General features: G+C 72.9%; 16 protein-coding genes. 11 read left to right on the top strand and 5 right to left on the bottom strand.

What is annotated here, in order from left to right; translation table 11 throughout:
- The first annotated feature begins 412 nt into the window (after positions 1–412).
- From K6I34_RS10785 to K6I34_RS10740, 10 genes are all read left to right on the top strand, one after another.
- On the top strand, positions 413–1132 hold the full coding sequence (locus K6I34_RS10785) for a GntR family transcriptional regulator (RefSeq protein WP_238488625.1): 720 nt from the start codon (positions 413–415) through the stop codon (positions 1130–1132).
- A 267-nt stretch (positions 1133–1399) separates the two neighbouring features.
- Positions 1400–2380, top strand: coding sequence for a sugar ABC transporter substrate-binding protein (locus K6I34_RS10780; protein ID WP_229324669.1), 981 nt, complete (start codon positions 1400–1402; stop codon positions 2378–2380).
- A complete protein-coding gene (locus tag K6I34_RS10775; RefSeq protein WP_229324667.1) occupies positions 2377–3414 on the top strand; it encodes an ABC transporter permease in 1038 nt (345 codons plus the stop codon). The genes K6I34_RS10780 and K6I34_RS10775 overlap by 4 nt, the downstream gene beginning before the upstream one ends.
- Complete coding sequence (locus K6I34_RS10770; RefSeq protein ID WP_229324665.1) at positions 3415–4230, top strand: ATP-binding cassette domain-containing protein; 816 nt, start codon at positions 3415–3417, stop codon at positions 4228–4230.
- Positions 4231–4607: 377 nt separating this feature from the next.
- Positions 4608–5726: an ROK family glucokinase gene (locus tag K6I34_RS10765; RefSeq protein ID WP_121797048.1), complete on the top strand. Its 1119-nt coding sequence runs from the start codon at positions 4608–4610 to the stop codon at positions 5724–5726.
- Between the two features lie 8 nt (positions 5727–5734).
- A complete protein-coding gene (locus K6I34_RS10760) occupies positions 5735–6301 on the top strand; it encodes a hypothetical protein (protein ID WP_229324663.1) in 567 nt (188 codons plus the stop codon).
- Positions 6302–6398: 97 nt separating this feature from the next.
- Positions 6399–7826 (top strand): 3-carboxy-cis,cis-muconate cycloisomerase, encoded by a 1428-nt coding sequence (gene pcaB / locus K6I34_RS10755; RefSeq protein ID WP_229324661.1) that lies wholly within the window; start codon positions 6399–6401, stop codon positions 7824–7826.
- 9 nt (positions 7827–7835) lie between these two features.
- The gene (locus K6I34_RS10750) at positions 7836–8567 is read left to right on the top strand and encodes a TetR/AcrR family transcriptional regulator (RefSeq protein WP_229324659.1); all 732 of its coding nucleotides are present in this window, start codon (positions 7836–7838) and stop codon (positions 8565–8567) included.
- Between the two features lie 122 nt (positions 8568–8689).
- The gene (locus K6I34_RS10745; RefSeq protein WP_229324658.1) at positions 8690–11716 is read left to right on the top strand and encodes a BTAD domain-containing putative transcriptional regulator; all 3027 of its coding nucleotides are present in this window, start codon (positions 8690–8692) and stop codon (positions 11714–11716) included.
- 16 nt (positions 11717–11732) lie between these two features.
- Positions 11733–14474, top strand: a complete 2742-nt coding sequence (locus tag K6I34_RS10740; RefSeq protein ID WP_229324656.1) for a tetratricopeptide repeat protein — start codon at positions 11733–11735, stop codon at positions 14472–14474.
- Between the two features lie 130 nt (positions 14475–14604).
- Here K6I34_RS10740 and K6I34_RS10735 read toward each other — a convergent pair whose 3' ends face one another.
- Genes K6I34_RS10735 through K6I34_RS10725 form a run of 3 tightly spaced genes read right to left on the bottom strand, consistent with a single transcriptional unit; the run spans position 14605 to position 17549 of the window.
- Entirely contained in the window at positions 14605–15657 is a 1053-nt protein-coding gene (locus tag K6I34_RS10735) for a basic secretory protein-like protein (protein WP_229324654.1), read from the bottom strand.
- 40 nt (positions 15658–15697) lie between these two features.
- Positions 15698–16618: a peptidoglycan-binding domain-containing protein gene (locus K6I34_RS10730; protein ID WP_229324652.1), complete on the bottom strand. Its 921-nt coding sequence runs from the start codon at positions 16616–16618 to the stop codon at positions 15698–15700.
- Between the two features lie 34 nt (positions 16619–16652).
- Positions 16653–17549, bottom strand: a complete 897-nt coding sequence (locus K6I34_RS10725) for a CAP domain-containing protein (RefSeq protein ID WP_229324649.1) — start codon at positions 17547–17549, stop codon at positions 16653–16655.
- Positions 17550–17935: 386 nt separating this feature from the next.
- On the opposite strand from K6I34_RS10725, the gene K6I34_RS10720 reads away from it, so the two are divergent.
- Positions 17936–18946 carry a peptidoglycan-binding protein gene (locus K6I34_RS10720; protein WP_229324647.1) on the top strand — a complete coding sequence of 337 codons (1011 nt, stop codon included), beginning with the start codon at positions 17936–17938 and terminating at the stop codon, positions 18944–18946.
- 139 nt (positions 18947–19085) lie between these two features.
- Here the strand turns inward: K6I34_RS10720 and K6I34_RS10715 are convergent, their stop codons facing one another.
- Both K6I34_RS10715 and K6I34_RS10710 read right to left on the bottom strand, forming a co-directional pair.
- Entirely contained in the window at positions 19086–19577 is a 492-nt protein-coding gene (locus tag K6I34_RS10715; RefSeq protein WP_229324645.1) for a MarR family winged helix-turn-helix transcriptional regulator, read from the bottom strand.
- 87 nt (positions 19578–19664) lie between these two features.
- On the bottom strand, positions 19665–19859 hold a 195-nt coding region (locus K6I34_RS10710; RefSeq protein ID WP_229324643.1), incomplete at its 5' end, for a hypothetical protein.

Here is a 19859-nt window from a genome sequence, read left to right as displayed (position 1 = left end):
CCCCCAGCCCGCCGCGCAGCGTCCCGGACAGCACCAGTGCCAGGAGGGGGCCCGGACTGATCCCCGCGCTGAAGCCCAGCGCCACCCCCAGAGCCAGTTCTTCCACGGCCTCGCCCTTCCCTCGCCGGGCACGACAGCGCAGCGGCAAACGGATCATGACTTCAGGCGAAATGATCCGATATCTACGCTGTATCTGTATGGCGCAAGACGCCAATCGTGGGCGCGGAGTTGACGCCGTCGTCACTCGTTCCGGTGCTCGTACCGCTGCGCGTTCCGGCGGGGACGGTACCGGTCGCGTACGGGCGCGTCCCGGGCCCGCTCATGTCCGGACAACCTGACCTCCGAACTTTCCGTCATCCGGTCCCGCGGCTACGCTCCCTCCGTGTCGACCCACCGATCCCTCCAGTTCAGCCTGGACCGCAGCAGCCCCGTACCGCTCTACTACCAGCTCTCCCAGCAGCTGGAGGCGGCGATCGAGCGGGGCGCGCTCGCCCCCGGCAGCCTCCTCGGCAACGAGATCGACCTCGCCGCCCGGCTGGGCCTGTCCCGGCCCACCGTCCGGCAGGCCATCCAGTCGCTCGTCGACAAGGGCCTGCTCGTACGCCGCCGCGGCGTCGGTACCCAGGTCGTGCACAGCCAGGTCAAGCGTCCGCTGGAACTGAGCAGCCTCTACGACGACCTGGAGGCCGCCGGGCAGCAGCCCGCCACCCGGGTGCTGCGCCACGTCGTCGAGCCCGCGTCGGCCCGGGTGGCCGCCGCCCTCGGGGTCGCCGAGGGCGCCGACGTCGTCCTGATCGAACGGCTGCGCCTCGCGCACGGCGAGCCCATGGCCCACCTGCGCAACCACCTCCCCATAGGTCTGCTCGACCTCGACGACGGGCAGCTTTCCGAGACCGGCCTCTACCGCCTCATCCGCGCCGCGGGCATCACCCTGCACAGTGCCCGGCAGACGGTCGGCGCCCGCGCCGCCACGGCCGAGGAGGCCGCCCGGCTGGCGGAACCGGAGGGCGCGCCGCTGCTGACGATGGAGCGGACGACGTACGACGACACCGGACGCGCGGTGGAGTTCGGCTCCCACGTCTACCGGGCCTCCCGCTACTCCTTCGACTTCCAGCTCCTGGTGCGCCCCTAGGGTTCCGCGGGGCGAAAGGAGGGGGGAAAGGAGGGGGGAGTCGTCAGAATGTTCGGACAAAGTCTTGACGCAGTGTGGCGTCCGCCACTAGAACTCCACCCACATGCCGCAGTCCCGCACGGTCCCGCGGAAGCCCCGGCGGACAACGGTGACGGATGGTGACGGATACTTGGGCGGTTGGGCCCGCAGTACGGGGTCCGGCCGCACCGTGAAAGACAGTGGGAAGGGCATCTCCTCGTGGCAAGGCTTCGGACAGGCGTACGCGCGGTGAGCGCCGTGGTGGCAGCGGTGCTCGTGGCCACCGTGGCGGGGTGCAGCAGTACGGGCGGGAAGCGCGCGGAGGAGCGGGCCGCCAAGGCCGCCCAGGGGCGCGCCGCGGTCGACACGCCCCGCTGGACCTTCGCGATGGTCACCCACTCGGGTGATGGCGACACGTTCTGGGACATCGTCCAGAAGGGCGCCAAGCAGGCGGCGCAGAAGGACAACATCAATTTCGTCTACGCCCATGACGTGGAGGGGAACAAGCAGGCCCAGGACGTCCAGGCCATGATCGACCAGAAGGTCGACGGCCTGATCGTCACGCTCGCCAAACCCGACGCGATGAAGGACGTCGTCGCCAAGGCCGTCAAGGCGGGCATCCCGGTGATCACCGTGAACTCGGGCGAGAACAAGTCCAAGGAGTTCGGGGCGCTCACCCACATCGGCCAGGACGAGAGCGTCGCGGGCGAGGCCGTCGGCGACGAGCTCAACAAGCGCGGGAAGAAGAAGGCCGTCTGCGTCCTGCACGAGCAGGGCAACGTCGGCCACGAGGAGCGCTGCGCCGGTGTGAAGAAGTCCTTCAAGGGCGACGTGGAGAACCTCTACGTCGAGGGCACCAACATGCCCGGCGTGCAGTCCTCCATCGAGGCCAAGCTCCAGGCTGACAAGGACATCGACGCCGTCGTCACCCTGGGCGCCCCCTTCGCCCCCACCGCCGTGAAGGCCGCACAGCAGGCCGGCAGCAAGGCCGAGGTCGACACCTTCGACCTCAACGAGAAGGTGGCCAAGGGCCTGCAGGACGGCTCGCTCGGCTTCGCCGTCGACCAGGACCCGTACCTCCAGGGCTACGAGGCCGTCGACCTGCTGTGGCTCTACCGCTACAACCGCGACATGCTCGGCGGCGGCCGCCCGGTCCTGACCGGCCCGCAGATCGTCACCAAGGACGACGCCAAGACCCTCGCCGAGTTCGCGAAGCGAGGCACCCGATGAGCGCAGAGGCAACCGCGCCGGCCGACGAGCGGCTGCTGCGGCGCGGCATACTGCGCCGGATGATGGGCCGCCCCGAGCTGGGCTCGGTCGTCGGCGCGGCGGCGGTCTTCGTCTTCTTCTCGTTCGTCGCCGAGAGCTTCCTCCAGGCGTCGAGCCTGTCCACCGTGCTGTACGCGTCCTCGACGATCGGCATCATGGCCGTGCCGGTGGCACTGCTGATGATCGGCGGCGAGTTCGACCTGTCGACCGGTGTGATGGTGACCAGCTCCGCGCTGGTCTCCTCGATGTTCAGCTACCAGATGACGGCCAACGTCTGGGCAGGCGTCGGGGTGTCGCTGCTGGTCACCCTGGCCATCGGCTTCTTCAACGGCTTCATGCTCACCCGCACCAAGCTGCCCAGCTTCATCATCACGCTGGGCACCTTCCTGATGCTCACGGGCCTCAACCTGGGCTTCACCAAGCTCATCAGCGGCACCGTCTCCACCAAGACCATCGGGGACATGGAGGGCTTCGACTCCGCCCGCGCGCTCTTCGCCTCGCACCTGACACTCGGCGGCGTCGACCTCCAGGTGACCATCCTGTGGTGGTTCGGCCTGGTGGCCCTGGCCACCTGGGTGCTGCTGCGCACCCGCGTCGGCAACTGGATCTTCGCGGTCGGCGGCGGCTCCGACGCCGCCCGCGCGGTCGGCGTCCCGGTGAACAAGACCAAGATCGGTCTCTATATGGGCGTGGCCTTCTGCGCCTGGATCTCCGGCCAGCACCTGCTGATGTCCTACGACGTGGTGCAGTCCGGCGAGGGCGTCGGCAACGAGTTCCTCTACATCATCGCGGCGGTGATCGGCGGCTGTCTGATGACCGGCGGCTACGGCTCGGCCATCGGGTCCGCCGTCGGCGCGTTCATCTTCGGCATGACCAGCAAGGGCATCGTCTACGCCCAGTGGAACCCGGACTGGTTCAAGTTCTTCCTGGGCGCGATGCTGCTGCTGGCGACGCTGCTGAACGCATGGGTCCGTAAGCGTGCGGAGGCGAAATAAGTGACCGCTCTGGTCGAGCTGACGGACGTCAGCAAGTTCTACGGGAACATCCGCGCCCTCGAAGGGGTCTCCCTGGAGGTGCACGCGGGCGAGATCACCTGCGTGCTCGGTGACAACGGCGCGGGCAAGTCCACCCTCATCAAGATCATCGCGGGGCTGCACCGGCACGACGCGGGCACCTTCGCGATCGAGGGCGAGGAGGTCCGGCTGGACTCGCCCCGCGAGGCCCTCGACCGTGGCATCGCCACCGTCTACCAGGACCTCGCCGTGGTGCCCCTGATGCCGGTGTGGCGGAACTTCTTCCTCGGCTCCGAGCCGACGAAGGGCGCCGGGCCCTTCAAGCGGCTCGACGTCGCCAAGATGCGCGAGACCACCCGTTCGGAGCTGCTGCGCATGGGCATCGACCTGCGCGACGTCGACCAGCCGATCGGGACGCTCTCCGGCGGCGAGCGGCAGTGCGTCGCCATCGCGCGGGCGGTCTACTTCGGCGCGAAGGTCCTCGTCCTCGACGAGCCGACCGCCGCGCTCGGCGTCAAGCAGTCCGGCGTCGTGCTGAAGTACGTGGCCGCCGCGCGGGACGCCGGGCTCGGCGTGGTGCTGATCACGCACAACCCGCACCACGCGTACCTGGTCGGCGACCGCTTCGTCCTGCTCAAGCGCGGTGCGATGGCAGGCAGCCACGCTAAGTCGGAGATCGCTCTCGACGAGCTGACCCGCCAGATGGCGGGCGGCAGCGAGCTCGATCAGCTCAGCCATGAGCTTTCCCGTGCCGGGGTGACCCCCGGCACGGGGGAGCCGACCGACAAGGGAATGTGATCTTTTCCCCTGCGGGTCCGCTGCGCGGCGCCCACCGGGTTGCCTCTTGCGCTCGGCGCGCGGCCGCGGGCCGGTGGGGGCTGGTCGCGCAGTTCCCCGTGCCCCTTACGGGGCGCGGCCCCCGGCGGGGTCGAGGGGCGGAGCCCCCGTGGGGGCTCGGGGGCGGAGCCCCCGGGAAAACACTTCCCACCCACAGCAACCACATGACGGCCGCCGCAGGCAGGAGGCGGAGGTACCGCGATGCGGTACCCCGGGCCCCGGTGAGGCACAATCGCAGCGACCGTATACATGAGGCCCCGCCTCCCGAGACCAGCTCAGGGACACCTACTCGTGCGCGCACGCCCCCGTACCGCCAGGCCCCACCTCGTGGAGGCACGATGAGCATGTACCGCGAGCTCCACAGAGGTGCGGCCAGAGCGACCGTGCTGCGTACGGTGGGCACCCGTGAGCGCCGCTCGCACCTGACGGCCCCCCGCGTCCCCACGGTCGGCATCGACATCGGCGGCACCAAGGTCATGGCGGGCGTCGTCGACGCCGACGGCAACATCCTGGAGAAGCTCCGCACGGAGACCCCGGACAAGTCCAAGAGCCCCAAGGTCGTCGAGGACACCATCGTCGAGCTGGTGCTGGACCTCTCCGACCGGCACGACGTGCACGCGGTGGGCATCGGCGCGGCGGGCTGGGTCGACGCCGACCGCAACCGCGTCCTGTTCGCCCCGCACCTCTCCTGGCGCAACGAGCCGCTGCGCGACCGCCTCGCGGGCCGCCTCGCGGTCCCGGTGATGGTGGACAACGATGCCAACACCGCCGCGTGGGCCGAGTGGCGCTTCGGCGCGGGCCGCGGCGAGGATCACCTGGTGATGATCACCCTGGGCACCGGCATCGGCGGCGCCATCCTGGAGGACGGCCAGGTCAAGCGGGGCAAGTACGGGGTCGCGGGCGAGTTCGGCCATATGCAGGTCGTGCCCGGCGGCCACCGCTGCCCGTGCGGCAACCGCGGCTGCTGGGAGCAGTACAGCTCCGGCAACGCCCTCGTCCGCGAGGCCCGGGAGCTGGCCGCCGCCGAGTCTCCGGTCGCGTACGGCATCATCGACCGCGTCGGGGGCAACATCCCCGAGATCACCGGGCCGCTGATCACCGAGCTGGCCCGGTCCGGCGACGCCATGTGCGTCGAGTTGCTCCAGGACATCGGCCAGTGGCTGGGCGTGGGCATCGCCAACCTCGCCGCCGCCCTCGACCCGTCCTGCTTCGTCATCGGCGGTGGCGTCAGCGCCGCCGACGACCTGCTGATCGGCCCCGCCCGGGACGCCTTCCGCCGCCATCTGACCGGGCGCGGCTACCGCCCGGAGGCCCGGATCGTCAAGGCGCAGCTCGGGCCCGAGGCGGGCATGGTCGGCGCCGCGGACCTCGCGCGGCTCGTCGCCCGCCGCTTCCGGCGCGCGAACCGCCGCCGCGTCGAGCGCTACGAGCGGTACGCGCGGGCGGGCCGCGGGTGAGGACCGCCATGGAACGTCCCGAGCACACCATGGCGCCGGACCGGCCACAGGAGCCGGGCGGCCCGCGCCGCGGGCACCGCGTGGTCAAGGCCGTCGTGATCTTCCTGCTCATCGCCATTCCCGCGGGGTACCTCTACATCTCCGCGATGCAGAGCCGGACCGGCAGCGAGTCGAAGAAGGAGCAGGCCCGCCAGCACGGCCTGGAGGAGGGCTGGCCGACCCGGCTCCAGCGCCGTATCTACGAGGTGACGGTGCCGTCCTACGCCCAGGACGTCGCCAGCTACGAGACCAACTCGTGGAAGTCCAGCTCGCTGTACCTGCAGTTCACCACCACCCGCGAGCGCTTCGCGAAGTGGCTGACCGATGTCGGCACCAGCTCCTCCGCGCTGAAGAACGGCGAGATCACGATCGACGAGGACGAGGCGGCCGTGGTCGGCTGGAACTTCGGTCCGGGCCACCGCTGGGCAGGCACCGTCCGCGAACAGGACAAGCCCAAGCCCACCCTGGAGATCACGGCCAACCTGGACAACCCGGACTACCCGAAGGTGTATGTCGTCTCCACGACGACTCCTTGACCGTCGACTTCGACCGCCGGGTTCCCTGGACGTGCATGGGGTGGACGCCCGTACGATCTGATCGTCGCCTGCCTCGTCGACCTCTTGGGAGTGCCGCATGGTGGAGCTCATCGACAGCGGGCTGCTGTCCCCCGTCCGCGCCGGTACCGCGGTCGAGACGGCGGTCGGTGACCGGGCGTTCCTGCAGGCCATGCTCGACGCCGAGGCCGCGCTGGCCCGCGCCCAGGCGCGGCTGGGAACCGTGCCCCCGTCGGCCGCCGAGGTCATCACCCGCGTGGCCGACGCCGGCCGCTTCGACCTCAGGGCGCTCGCGCTGGCCGCGCGGGAGACGGCCAACCCCGTCGTGGCGATGGTGAAGGAACTGACCCGGGCCGTGGCGGCCGTGGATCCGGCCGCGGCCGAATACGTCCACCAGGGCTCGACCAGCCAGGACATCGTGGACACCGGGGTGATGCTGGTGGCCGCGCGCGCTCTGCGCATCATCAGGGCGGACCTGGCCCGCACCGACGCCGCGCTCGCCGCCCTGGCCGCCCGGCATCGCGACACCCCGATGGCCGGCCGCACGCTCGCACTCCAGGCGGTCCCCACCACGTTCGGTCTGAAGGCCGCCGGATGGCGGCAGTTGGTGGTGGACGCCTGCCGACGGATCGATCCGGTGCTCGCGGCCGGTCTGCCCACGTCGCTCGGCGGCGCGGCCGGTACGCTCGCGGGCTACCTCGAACAGGGGCGGCTCGGCGGCCGGTTCCGACAGGACCCGCAGGGGTACGCCGAGGCGCTGGAGGAGGCGTTCGCGGCCGAGACCGGTCTGGTCCGGTCGGTCCTGCCCTGGCACTCCTTGCGCACCCCGATGGCGGATCTGGCCGCGGTCCTGTCCTTCACGGCGGCCGGGCTGGGCAAGATGGCCGTCGACGTCCAGAACCTGACCAGGACCGAGGTCGGCGAGGTGACCGAGCCGTCGGTGAGCGGCCGGGGAGGCTCCTCGGCCATGCCGCACAAGCGCAACCCGGTCCTGGCCACCCTGATCCGCACCGCCGCGATCCAGGTGCCCGTGTTCGCGACCGCCGTCGTGCAGTGCCTGGTGGCCGAGGACGAACGCTCGGGCGGCGGCTGGCAGGCGGAATGGCAGCCGCTGCGGGAGTGCCTGCGGCTCGTGGGAGGCGCGGCGTTCACGGCGGCCGAACTGGCCGAGGGCCTGCGGGCGCACCCGCACCAGATGCTCGGCAACCTCTCCCTGACCGCCGGTCAGGTGGTGTCGGAGCGGCTGTCCATCCGCCTGGCCGCGGAGCTGGGCAGGGAGAAGGCCAAGCGGCTGGTGAGCGACGCGTCCACGAAGGCCGGGGCCGACGGTCGCCCGCTGCACACGGTCCTGGCCGAACAGCCCGAGCTCCAGGGGCTGTTCGACCCCGAGGAGCTGGTGGGGCTCTGCGACCCGGCGGAGTACACGGGAGCGGCTCCCTTCCTCGTCGACCGGGCGCTCGACGGCACGGTCGGGGAGGGGGAGCGGGCTCGTCCGTCGGCCGGGTAGCTTTTGGCCATGGATGTCTCTGTCAGTAGCAACACCGGCCCGGACAACGGCTTGCCCGAGGTGCTCAGGACGACCGCCCGCCGACTGCTCGCGGAAACGGGGGCCGGCGGGCTGACCCTGGACGCCGTGGCCCGTGCGGGCGGCCTGTCCCCCGCCGAGGTCACCGCCGTCTTCGCGCATCGGGACGACCTGCTCACCGCGCTGCTCGTCGACGCCTACGACGAGTCGGCGAGCGCCATGGAGCAGGCGGACCGGGAGGCCGTGGAGAACGGTGCGACAGCGGGAGCGCGCTTCCTGGCCGTGACCCGAGCGCTGCGCGCCTGGTCCGTCGCCAACCCGGCCGTGTTCACCTTGGTCTACGGCTCGCCCGTGCCCGGCTACCACGCCCCGATGGACACGGTGGCCCCCGCTTCCCGTACCCCCGCGGTGCTGGCGGGCATCGTACGGGCGGCGCTGGAGGCCGGGGAACTGACCCCGCCCCGGCGGGCGTTCGCCGGGCCGCCGCTGGTCCGGCCCGAGGCCGTCGAGCTGTTCGGCGGCCTGCCCGACGCGCCGTACGCGGATGTCATCGAACGCGGGATCGTGCTGTGGAGCAACCTCGTCGGGCTCCTGGTGTTCGAGGTCTTCAGCCGCACCCACGACAGCGTCGCCGACCAGGTGGCCTTCTTCGACTACGCCGTCGCCGTGGCGGCGGAGAGCGTGGGGCTCGTGGTTCCGCCGGGTGCGGACCGGCGACGTTAAAGGACTGATTGTCCACAGGTAAAATCCAGGCCAGCGCACGCCGGGGGACGACGTGCCGAGCGCCCGGCGGGAAGACGGGGCCGGTCCGCCGTACGGCATGCGCGCCTGAAGGCGTCAATGGGGTGGGGCGGAAGATGGTCACCGGGGACACCGGGCTGCGGTTCGCGCTGCTCGGCCGGCTGCGTGCGTGGCGCGGCGACAGGGAACTGGAGCTCGGCTCCCCGCAGCAGCAGGCGTTTCTCGCGGTGCTGCTGCTGCGCCAGGAACGGGCCGCCTCGGTGGCCGACGCCGTGGAGGCCCTGTGGGGCGGGAACCCGCCACCCCGCGCCGTGGGGGCCCTGCGGACGTACGTCTCGCGGCTGCGCAAGCTGCTGGAACCGGAGCGGGCCGCGGGCGGGTCCCCCCGGATCCTGGTGTCCGTCCCCGACGGCTACGCGCTGCACGTGCGGCGCGAGGCCGTGGACCTCGCCCGGTTCGAGGACCACGTCGCCTCGGCGGGCCGGGCCCGGGCGGCCGGACAGCTCGCGGAGGCCCGCGCCCGGCTGCGCCTCGCGCTGGAGACCTGGCAGGACGACCCCCTCCTGGGCATCCCCGGCGCGGCCATGGACGGGCACCGCGCCCGGCTCGCCGACCAGCGCCTGACGGCCCTCGAAGCCCGCCTGGAGCTCGACCTGGAGCTGGACGGCCCGCAACCGGTCCTCGCGGAACTCGCCGGCCTGGCCGCACTCCATCCCCTGCGCGAACGGCTGCGCGCCCTCCAGATGCAGGCGCTGCGCCGTGCCGGCCGGTCCGCCGAAGCACTCGCCGTCTACGACGAGGCCCGCCTGCTGCTGGACGAGGAACTCGGGCTCGAACCCGGCCGCGACCTCGCCGCGGCACGGGAACTGCTCACGGTGCCGGACGCCACCGGCGGCACCGGGCTCCCGGGCCCGGGCCCGGGCCTGGACCCGGACCCGGCCGCACCGCCGCTGCCCGCCCAGCTCCCGGGCGACCTCGCCGACTTCACCGGCCGCGCCACGCACGTGGCGGACCTGTGCGCGCTGCTGACGTCCGAACACCCCGGGGCCGCCGCCGCGGTCGCGGTCTCCGGAGCCGGCGGGGTGGGCAAGAGCGCCCTCGCCGTGCACGTCGCGCACCGGGTGCGGGAGTCCTTCCCGCACGGACAGCTCTACACGGACCTCCAGGGCGTCGGCGGCCACCCGGCCGACCCGGCCACCGTGCTGGGCTCGTTCCTGCGGGCGCTGGGCGTGGACGACGCCGCGATACCCGAGGGCCTGGCGGAACGCTCCGCGCTCTTCCGCACCCGGCTGGACGGGCGCCGCGTGCTCATCCTCCTCGACAACGCCCACGGCCCCGAGCAGGTGCGGCCCTTCCTGCCCGGGCCGCCCTCGTGCGCCGTCCTGGTCACCAGCCGCGCCAAGCTCGCGGGGCCGACGTCCGCGCGCCTGGTCGACCTCGACGTCATGACCCCGGACGAGGCGCTCGAACTCCTGGGCAAGGTCCTGGGCCGGGACCGCGTCGCCGCCGAGGCGGACGACGCCGCCCGGCTGGTGTCGGCCTGCGGCCACCTGCCGCTGGCCGTACGGATCGTGGCGGCCCGGCTGGCCACGCGCCCCGCGTGGTCGCTCGGCGTGCTGCACGCCCGGCTCGCCGACGAGCGGCACCGCCTCGCCGAACTGCGCGTCGCCGACCTGACGGTCGAGGCCGCCTTCGCACTCGGCCACGCCCAGCTCCGGCCGGCCCAGCAGCGCGCCTTCCGGCTGCTCGCCCTGCCCGACGGCCCGCACGTCTCGTCCGCCGCCGCGGCCGCCGTCCTCGGCCTGCCGGAGCCGGAGGCCGAGGCGCTGTGCGAGTCCCTGGTCGACGTCAGCCTGCTGGAGTCCCCCGCCCCCGGCCGCTACCGCTACCACGACCTGCTGCGCCTCTACGCGCGTGGACGCGCGAGCGCGGAGGAGTCCCCGGAGGGACGGGCCGCCGGCCTGCGCCGCCTGCTGGAGTTCCTGGTGTCCACGGTGCGGGCCGCGCACCCCGGCGCCCTCGGCAGGGCCGAACGCCTGGGGGTGGCCGCGACGGTCCCCGGACTGTCGTTCGCCACGGCAGAGGACGCCGGTGCCTGGCTGGCCGAGGAGGCACTGTGCCTGTTCGCGGCGGTACGCCAAGCGGCCGAGGCCCCCGCCCGCGCCGTCGCCCCGGCGGCCGACCTGCTGCTCATGATGGAGGAGCTGCTGGAACGCGGGGGCCCCGGGCCGGAGTTCGAGCAGGCGGCCCACGCGGTGGTCTCCGCGGCGCTCCGCCTGGGCGACCGGCGCAGCGCGGGCCGCGCCTACCTGGCCCTCGCCCACGGCTACTACTACGCGGCCCGCATCCGCGAACTGGTCGTGGTCTGCCGCCAGGCGGTGGCGGCGAGCCGCGCGGCCGGTGACGCGCTCGTCATGGCCGACGCCCTGGTGCTGCTGGCACGCTGCTCGTACCACCTGCGCCGCCACGACGAGGCCCGCGCCCTCCTCACCGAGGCGTCGGCGGTCTTCCAGGAGCACGCCGACCGGTTCGGCGAGGCGAACGTCCTCGGAGCGCGCTGCCGGGTGCGCCAGTCGGCGGGCGAGACGGGCCCGGCGGTCGCGGACGCCGAGGAGGCCCTGGCGGTCCATCAGGGACTGAGCGACGGCCGCCGGGTGGGGTTCGCCCTGTACGAACTGGGCGTCGTCCTCGGCGCCGCCGGGCGGACCGCCGAGTCCGCCGTACGCCTCACCCAGGCGCTGGCCTTCTTCGGCGACCGCCGCAACCGGCTGTGGGAAGGGCTCACCCTCTTCCGGCTCGCGGAGAACCGGCTCGCGGAGACCCAGTTCGTGGAGGACCGGCCCGCCACCGGCCGTGCCGAGGAGGCCGCGCAGCTGGCCCGGACCGCGGCCGCGACGCTGGAGGAGGTCAGGAACGACTGGGGCCGCGCGCACGCGCTGGCCGTGCTCGCCTCCGCCCTCGACCGGATCGGGGACCACGACGGCGCCCGGGCGCACCGGCGCACCGCGTACGAGATCTGTGCCCGCCTGGGCATGCCGGAGGCCGACGACCTCCTCGCCCTGCTCGGTGACGAGCCCGTGCGCCGGGACGGGCCCGAACCGGCACCGGTCCCCCCGGCACCGGTCCCCTGACATCCGGAGACATCCCATGCCCCCCACTGCCCCGCCCGGCCACTCCTCCGGCGGTGAATCCGGGCGAACCGCCGCCTGCCGGTTCACCGTTCTCGGTCCCCTTCGCGTGCGCGACGGGTCGGCCGAGGTGTCCGTCGGCTCGCCACAGGCGCAGGCGGTGTTCACGGTCCTGCTGCTGCGGGCGCGTACCCCCGTGTCCGCCCGGGAACTGGTCGCCGCGGTCTGGGGCGACGAGGCCCCGCCCAACGCGCTGGGGTCGTTGCGCACCCACGTCTTCACCCTGCGCCGCCTGCTGGAGCCCGGCCGGGCACCCCGCGCCGCCGCGCGCACGCTGCTGACGACGGGCGACGGCTACACCCTGCGCGTCGCCCCGGAGGACGTCGACCTGACGGTCTTCGAGCTCCGTACGGCCGAGGCACGGCGGGCCCTGGCCGCCGGCCGGCCCGAACGGGCACGGTCACTGCTCGTCTCCGCGCTGGACCTGTGGCGCGGCAGCCCGCTCGTCGGCGTGCCGGGCCCGTACGCCGAGGCCCAGCGCGCCCGGCTGGAGGAGCTGCGCCTGGCGGCCGTCGAGGCCCGCCGGGAGGCCGAGATCGCGCTCGGCCGACACGACGACGCGACCGGGCTCCGGGCTCCGGCCCCGTCCGACGGACCGGCCCGACTGCCCCAGGACACCGCCGACTTCACGGGCCGGAACGACGAGACCGACCGGCTGTGCGCCGCGCTGGAGAGCAGCCGGATCGTCTCCCTCAGCGCGGTCAGCGGGATGGGCGGCATCGGCAAGACCGCCCTCGCCGTCCACGTGGCGCACCGGATGCGCCACCGCTTCCCGGACGGGCAGCTCTACGCGGACCTGAGGGGGACCGACCCCCGGCCCGCGGAGCCCATGGAGGTGCTGGGCCGCTTCCTGCGCGTCCTCGGCGTCCGCGCCGGTCACCTCCCGACGCTGCCCGGGGAACGGGCCGCCCTCTACCGCTCCGTGCTCGCCACCCGGCAGGTGCTCGTCCTGCTGGACAACGCCCGCGACCTCGCCCAGGTGCGCGACCTGCTGCCCGGCGCGCCCGGCAGCGCGGTGCTGCTCACCAGCCGCTCCCGGCTCGTCGGCCTGACCGGGGCCACCCTGGTGGACCTGCGGCCCCTGGCGCGGGCGGAGGCCCTGGAACTGCTGACCCGGATCGTCGGCGGACCGCGCGTGTCCGCCGAGCCGGAGGCCGTCGCCGAGGTGCTCGACGCCTGCGGCCATCTGCCGCTCGCCCTCCGCATCGTGGCCTCCCGGCTGGCCGCCCGTCCCGGCCACACGTTCGCGGAGACCGCCGCGCTGCTGGCGGACGAGCGGGGCCGCCTCGGCGCGTTCAGGGCGGAGGACGCCGCCGTGGAGACGACCTTCCGGCTCGGCATGGAACTGCTGGACGCCGAGCACGTCCGCGCCTTCCGGCTGCTGGCCCTGCCCGAGGTGCCCGAACTGGGCGTGCCCGCCGCCGCGGCGCTGCTCGCCCGGCCGGAGCGGGAGGCGGAGGAGCTGTGCGAGTCGCTGGTCGACCTGAGCCTGCTGGAGTCGGTCGCCCCCGGCCGCTACCGCTACCACGACCTGCTGCGGCTCTTCGCCCGGCAGACCGCGGTCGCCGAAGTGCCGGACCACGAGCGGACCGCCGCGCTCGCCCGCCTGCTGGAGTTCACCCTCGCCACCGCCCTCGACGCCCACCGGGCGTCGCTGCCCGACGACATCTTTCCCGGGAACATCCCCGGGAACGCCGCCCCGCCGCGCTCCGCGGGCCCGGTCTTCACCGGTCCGCAGGAGGCCACCGCCTGGCTGCTCGACGAGCAGACGTCGCTCCTGGGACTCGTCGAGCAGGCGGCGGGCGACGCCTCCCTGTCGCTGACCGTCAGCTCGGACCTGCTGCTGGCCGCGGACCCGCTCGGCCGCCTCGGCGCGCAGCCCTACGGCATCGAGCGCGCCGCCCGGACCCTGGCCGGGGCCGCGCGCGCCGCCGGTCACCGCACCGCGGAAGCACGCGCCCTGTACATGCTGGGCAGCTCCGTGCAGCACCGCTTCGCCATGCGGCTCGGCGCCCCCGACCTGGACCGGGCCATCGAGCTGTGCCGGGCGGCCGGGGACCGGACGCTGCTCGCCCACGTCCTGATCACACGGGGCGGAGGCGCACTGGCCCTGCGCGACTTCACCGCCGCGCACGCCCTGCTGACCGAGGCACTGACCCACTGCAGGGCCCTGGCCAGCCGCGGCATCGAGGCGTACGCGCTCGGCTTCCTCGGCCTGGCCCTGCTGGCCACCGGCCGGGCCGACGAGGGGCTGGCGCACTGCCGCGAGGCCGTCGCCGTCACCCGGGCGACCGGGGACCTCGCGGGCCGGGCCAACGCGCTGCACAACCTCGCCCAGGTCTGCCTGTGGACCGGACGGACGTCCGAGGCTTTCGACAGCCTGCACGAGAGCCTGCGCCTGTGGCGCGATACGGGCTCCCGTTACCGTGAGGGCCTCCTGCTCGGCGCGATCGCCGAGGCCCACAACGTCTCGGGACGGCCCGCGGAGGCCGCCGAGCACGCCGCGTGGGCACGGGACATCGCCGAGGCGCGCGGCGACGCCGGCATCCTCGCCCGCGCCCTCGCCCAGCTCGGTCACGCCCACCGGGCCCAGGGTGACGCCGACGAGGCCCGGGAGCACTACCGCCGTGCGGAGCGCGTCTTCCGCGAGCTCGGCCTGCCCGACGCGGACGACATCGCCCGGCATCTCCGGGAGCTCTGACACACGGCGTCGAGGAGAGCAGCAGGCAGGCCGGGGGACAGGCGAGGGAAAAGGCCGCGTCCCCCGGCTGGGGGAAACCGGGGGACGCGGCGCCTCGGCGGGACGGGGGAAGACGTCCCGCCGAGGGGACTCAGCGCTTGGGGATCTCGTCCCACAGCTGCTGAGCGGTCTTGCCCGTGCGGGCGCGCCACCACTGGTCGTCGCCGTCGTACGAGCCGTCGTGCCCGGCCACGTTCAGCTTCCGCACGATGTCGCCGTCGTAGTGCGTGGCCACGTGGTTCAGGAAGTACGCCGTCGTCTTGTACGCGTCGGTGTACTTGTCGGAGGACCCGACGGAGGGGAGCCCGCCGTTCTCGAAGTGGTAGTTGCGCACCCAGTCGGCCACGCCCTCGACGAAGTACCCGGGCACGACACGGTTCTGCTGGATGATGTGGACCTGCTCGTGGATGAGGAAGCCCGTGTCACCGGGGTTGCGGCGCACGTAGTCGGGGTTGACGCTCACCATGCCGCCGGAGGCGTACGCGACGCCGGTGTTGGACCGGTCGAGCACGATCCGGTACTCGGCGGGCGCCGCGTAGGCGTCGCCTATGATCAGCGCGACCGTCTTGGGGAACCAGGTCTCCAGCACCGGCTTCTGCGCTTCGAGCCAGCCCGCCAGGTCGGGGGCCTGCCCGGCGTCCAGTGTGATCCGTACGCCCTGGCCGCCCGGCTGCTGCGGCTGCGGCCGGGAGCCGACGGGCAGCAGCTCCCACCGCTGGCCGGGGTCGCCCTCGTCCGGGCCGCGCAGTGCCAGCGCGACGCCTTCGCCGACGGCCGTCAGGCAGCGGTCGCCCTCGTCCCCGCGCACCGTCTTGATCCGGTACCAGCCACTGCCCGCGTCCTCGAACAGCCAGCGCTGGTTGGTGTCACCGTGCTCGGGGAACAGGTGGGTGACCCCGGCGCTGAAGTTGTAGTCGAGGACCATGGCCTGGCCGGGGCCGTGGGTGCCGTGGGTCAGTCCCGTCTCCAGCAGCCACGAGCCGTTGTCCTTGGCCCAGAAGACCCACTGCTGCGCCAGCGATCCGTTGGGCTTCCAGCCCTGGATCCGGTTGCCCGCCGTCGTCTGGCTGGAATTGACGTCGACGGTCAGGCCGTTGGCGGACCGGAGGGTGAACAACTGGCCGTTCTGCGGGGCGACAGACATGCTGCGGCACCTTTCGTAGGGGTGGGGAAGGGAGAAGGGGTCAGTCGGTGACGCGGAAGCCGTGCTCCGCGCCCAGCTTCTCGAGGCTGGTACGGCCCGGTACGCCGTCGGCGTCGTCGCCCTCGTAGCCGCAGCGGCCCTGCCACTCGGCGTAGGCGTCCTGGGTCGAGGTGCCGAAGGAGCCGTCGACCCAGTCGGCGGACAGCAGGCCCTCGGCCTGGAGGGCCCGCTCCACGACGAGCACGTCGTCGCGGTGGGTGGTCGCGCCCTGCGCGGCGTCCGGGTCGTTCCCTGCCGCGGCCACGACCTTCGCCAGGCTGACCTCGGCGGCCTCGGACGAACCGTCGGACTCGTCCTCGTCCTCGTCGTCCACGGCGGCCGGGACGCCGCTGCCCGAGCCCGCGGCGAGGATCGCCGAGCGGTCGATGGCACCCGGGTCCCAGTGGTCGTTGCCGGGGACGTTGGTGTGCCCGTAGTGGCCGCCCTCGGAGTGCCAGGTGTCGCTGTCCCGGCTGGTGGAGTCGGAGCCGTCGGCGGCGAGGTCGCCCGCCGGCCAGGCGTCCGGGACACCCCAGGAGCGGGCGGCGTCGAGCAGCGCGGCGAAGTTCGGCCCCGGCCGCCAGTAGTCGGTGAAGGGCTCGCTCGCCCGGGCCAGCACCTCGACCTGGACGCAGACCCTGCCGGTGCGGTTGGTGCGGTCGCCGCCGTCGTTGCGCAGGGCGCGGGCGCTCTCGTCCAGCGGACCGAACTGGCCGATGCGGTCGGTCGTCGGGTCGTAGAGCACGTGCGGCTCGGCGCCGATCTCGATCAGGTAGTCGGCGGTGGAGTCGAACTCCGCGTCACCGGCGCCGCTCTCGGTGGTGTGCCAGACGATGCGGGGCGGCTCGTCGGGGGTGTCCATGTCGCCGCCGATGTCGCCGCCGCCCAGACGTTCGGCACCGGGTATCCAGGTGATGCCCATGGGGGGTGTCCTCTCGGGTTCCGTCTCGGCGCCGTCAGTTCGCGAAGGTCTGCGTCCAGCGGCCGCCGCTGCCGGGGGCGAAGGCCGCCCCGAAACGCCGGAAGTCCCGCCCGAGGATGTTGTTGCGGTGCCCCTCGCTGCGCATCCACATGTCCATGGTTCCGCGCACGTCGGAGCCGGTGGCGGCGTTCTCGGCACCGGACGAGCTCTGGACGCCCGCGTCCCTGAAGCGCCGCCCGAAGTCGCTGCCGTCCGAACCGACGTGGCCCAGGAAGTTGTTGCGCGCCATGTCGTCGGACTGGCGCTGGGCCGCCGCGCACAGCCCGCCGTCGAGGACCAGGCCCGGCAGGCCGGCCCTCGCCCGCTCCTGGTTGACCAGGCTCAGCATCTGCTCGACGGCGGAGCCGCCACCGCCGGGCTGGGGCTGAGGCTGGGGCTGGGGCTGCTGACCGCCCTGGCTTCCCTGCCCGCCCTGACCGGAGCCCGCCACGCCCTCCAGCCGCCACCGCTGGGCGTCGCTGCCCGGGTCGGACTTCCACACGCCCAGGACGCGGCCGCCGCCGTCGGCGGTCAGGTAGGCGTCGCCGCCTTCCGTGCGCAGGCTCTTGAGGCGCACATAGCCGTCACCGGCGTCCTCCAGCCGCCACAGCTGGTTGGCCTGCCCGTGCTCATTGACCAGGTGGGCCCGGAAGTTGTTGAAGTCGTAGTCGAGGACCATGGCCTGGCCGGGGCCGTGGGTGCCGTGGGTCAGGCCCGTCTCCAGCAGCCATGAGCCGTTGTCCTTGGCCCAGAAGACCCACTGCTGCGCCTTCGACCCGTTGGGCGACCAGCCCTGGATCTTCGTGCCCGGAGCCGTGCTGCTGTGGTCGACGTCGGCGACCACGCCGGTCGCCGAGCGAAGGACGTACATCTGACCGTTCTGCGGGGACATTTCTTTCCGCCAAACCGTTCTCGGGCGCTGCGCATTTCTTCGGAAGCAGCGTCGTGTGAATTGCTCAAGGAGCCGCCGAACCTTTTCGGCTCCGCCATGCTGTCGGGCCCCCATCTACGGCGAATCAATTCGAAATCAACGTCGATCAACGTGGATCAACGCGTCCATCAACGTGTCCGTCAACGTCTCCCGGAAAAGCGTTCAACGGGAGTCCGGCAGAGCACGTCCGGCCTCGATGTGGCATGGTGATCGACAGCTCGCGTCCCACGTCGGAGGCGGTGCACGCCCATGCCGTGCCCTCTGCGCACCAGCACGCGAGCGTTCATTCCACTGCGGTCACCATCGCCACGGAAATATTCATGCTCACAATCCAGGAGGGGTAAACCATGTCCGGAGCCAGGGAATTCATCAGCGTCGCCCGGGAAGAGATCGGATACCAGGAGGGTTTCTCCGACGGGCACTGGGACAACGACAACAAGTTCGGCAGCTGGTACGGCATGAACGAAGAGGCGTGGTGCGGCATGTTCGTGAGCTGGGTCGCGGACCGCAGCGGTAACGGCGACATCGTGCCGCGCTACGCGTGGTGCCCGGCGGGCGTGGAGTGGTTCCAGGACCGCGGCCGCTGGAGCGCCTACCCGGCCGTCGGCGGCGTGGTCTTCTTCGGCCCCGGCGGCGGCTCGCACACGGGCATCTGCATCGCGTACACGGACGACGAGATCATCACCATCGAGGGCAACACCAACGACTCGGGCTCGGCCGAGGGCGACGGCGTCTACCTCAAGACCCGGCCGCGCAAGTCCTCCTACGTCTACGGGTACGGCATCCCGGACTTCCCGGAGGGCGCCGTCGTGGCCGACCCCGACTGGCAGGGGCGCCCCGGCGTCGTCCACTTCGGCGAGCAGGCCGACGAGTCCGACATCCCGGCCGGCGGCGACACCTCCTCCCGGCCCGCCGACCGTGAGGAGGACCGGGAGGATCGGGAGGACCGGGACGGTGACACCTCCCACCAGGTCGTGATCGACGGTCTGGCCTACGGCCCCGGGAGCAGTGGCGAACACATCACCCGCCTGGGAGAGATGCTGGTGCGGGCCGGCTGCGGCGCCTACGAGGACGGCCCCGGCGACGAATGGACGGAGGAGGACACGGAGTCGATGCGCCGGTACCAGGAGAAGATCGGCGACACGGGTGCCGACGCGGACGGCATCCCGGGCCCCAAGCAGCTGGCGCGGCTGACGGCGGAGTACGGCGGGTCCCGCACCGTCACGGTGCGGGAGGGCGACACGCTCTCGTCCATCGCGGCGGCGAACGACATCCCGCTGTCCGAACTGACGGCGGCGAACCCGCAGATCGAGGACCCCGACACGATCACCCCGGGGGAAACGGTCACGCTTCCGTAGCCCCGGCCGCCCGGGGACGGAACAGCGCCCCCGGGCCTCGGACTCGCGGAGCACGAGCCGTCCGGTCCTGATCGGGCCAGGCGGCCGGCGACCAGGCGATGGGCCGAGCAACCAGAAGCCGGTGTCCGCCACCGGCGGCCTACGGATTCCCGGCGCCCTCGACGTTGGAGATCATCCTGCGCAGCACCTTGAGCGCGGCCACGTACTCCTCGTCGCTGATCCCGTCGTGGACCACAGCACGAAGTTCGGTCACCAGCTCGCGCAGCCGTATCCTGGCGGCTTCTCCGGTGTCGGTGAGGTGCAGACGGTGTCCGGCGTCGGCCCGTAGCCAGCCGCGGTGGAGCAACTGGGCGACGACGCGGGGGATCTCGTGCTGCCCGTCCGCAAGCGGCAGCAACTGGGCGGCTATCTCGTCGCGGCTCGGCGCCGCAGGCCGGTACTTGACGCTGTTGAGCACCCAGTACTGCGGCTGTGTGACATCGATCCCGGCCATGGCATCACGCAGATGCCGGGTAACCGCCGCGTGGGCCCGACCGCTCCAGTAGCCGATGGGCTGGCCGGCCAGCATGTCGTCGGTGGCGGCGGGATCGGCCGGCGCCTGGTCGGTGGTGGTGCCAGTCGGAGAGCCCATGATCACAAAGCTACATCCGTGTGCGCCGAACCGCCGAGATGCCTGGTGACGGGGAGGACGTGGGCGCCGGTGACCACGAGCGGGAGCTCATCGGGGCAGTACCGCCTGCCCGGCCGCGGCCGCGGTGAGCTTGCCGACGGCGTGCAGCACGGTGCCGAGACCGGCCCGGGCCTGCGGGGTGCGTCCGGTGGCGATGCGGTGGAACTGCGCGTTGTGCGTGGCGAGCTGGACGTAGCCGTCGAGGGGCCGGTAGCCGGTGGGGCGTGGCGGCGTGGGCAGGAG

It is taken from the genome of Streptomyces sp. UNOC14_S4, assembly GCF_020740835.1.
GTDB lineage: Bacteria > Actinomycetota > Actinomycetes > Streptomycetales > Streptomycetaceae > Streptomyces.
The sequence above is the reverse complement of the archived record's forward strand: the minus strand, read 5'-3'. Positions and strand labels throughout refer to the sequence as shown.

Excerpts from the sequence above, each read along its gene's own strand:
- K6I34_RS10720 (WP_229324647.1), top strand. The coding sequence starts at position 17,936 with ATGTCCGGAGCCAGGGAATTCATCAGCGTCGCCCGGGAAGAGATCGGA.
- K6I34_RS10735 (WP_229324654.1), bottom strand. The coding sequence starts at position 15,657 with ATGTCTGTCGCCCCGCAGAACGGCCAGTTGTTCACCCTCCGGTCCGCC.
- K6I34_RS10715 (WP_229324645.1), bottom strand. The coding sequence starts at position 19,577 with ATGGGCTCTCCGACTGGCACCACCACCGACCAGGCGCCGGCCGATCCC.
- K6I34_RS10740 (WP_229324656.1), top strand. The coding sequence starts at position 11,733 with ATGCCCCCCACTGCCCCGCCCGGCCACTCCTCCGGCGGTGAATCCGGG.
- K6I34_RS10775 (WP_229324667.1), top strand. The coding sequence starts at position 2,377 with ATGAGCGCAGAGGCAACCGCGCCGGCCGACGAGCGGCTGCTGCGGCGC.
- K6I34_RS10765 (WP_121797048.1), top strand. The coding sequence starts at position 4,608 with ATGAGCATGTACCGCGAGCTCCACAGAGGTGCGGCCAGAGCGACCGTG.
- K6I34_RS10725 (WP_229324649.1), bottom strand. The coding sequence starts at position 17,549 with ATGTCCCCGCAGAACGGTCAGATGTACGTCCTTCGCTCGGCGACCGGC.
- pcaB (WP_229324661.1), top strand. The coding sequence starts at position 6,399 with ATGGTGGAGCTCATCGACAGCGGGCTGCTGTCCCCCGTCCGCGCCGGT.
- K6I34_RS10760 (WP_229324663.1), top strand. The coding sequence starts at position 5,735 with ATGGAACGTCCCGAGCACACCATGGCGCCGGACCGGCCACAGGAGCCG.
- K6I34_RS10750 (WP_229324659.1), top strand. The coding sequence starts at position 7,836 with ATGGATGTCTCTGTCAGTAGCAACACCGGCCCGGACAACGGCTTGCCC.
- K6I34_RS10730 (WP_229324652.1), bottom strand. The coding sequence starts at position 16,618 with ATGGGCATCACCTGGATACCCGGTGCCGAACGTCTGGGCGGCGGCGAC.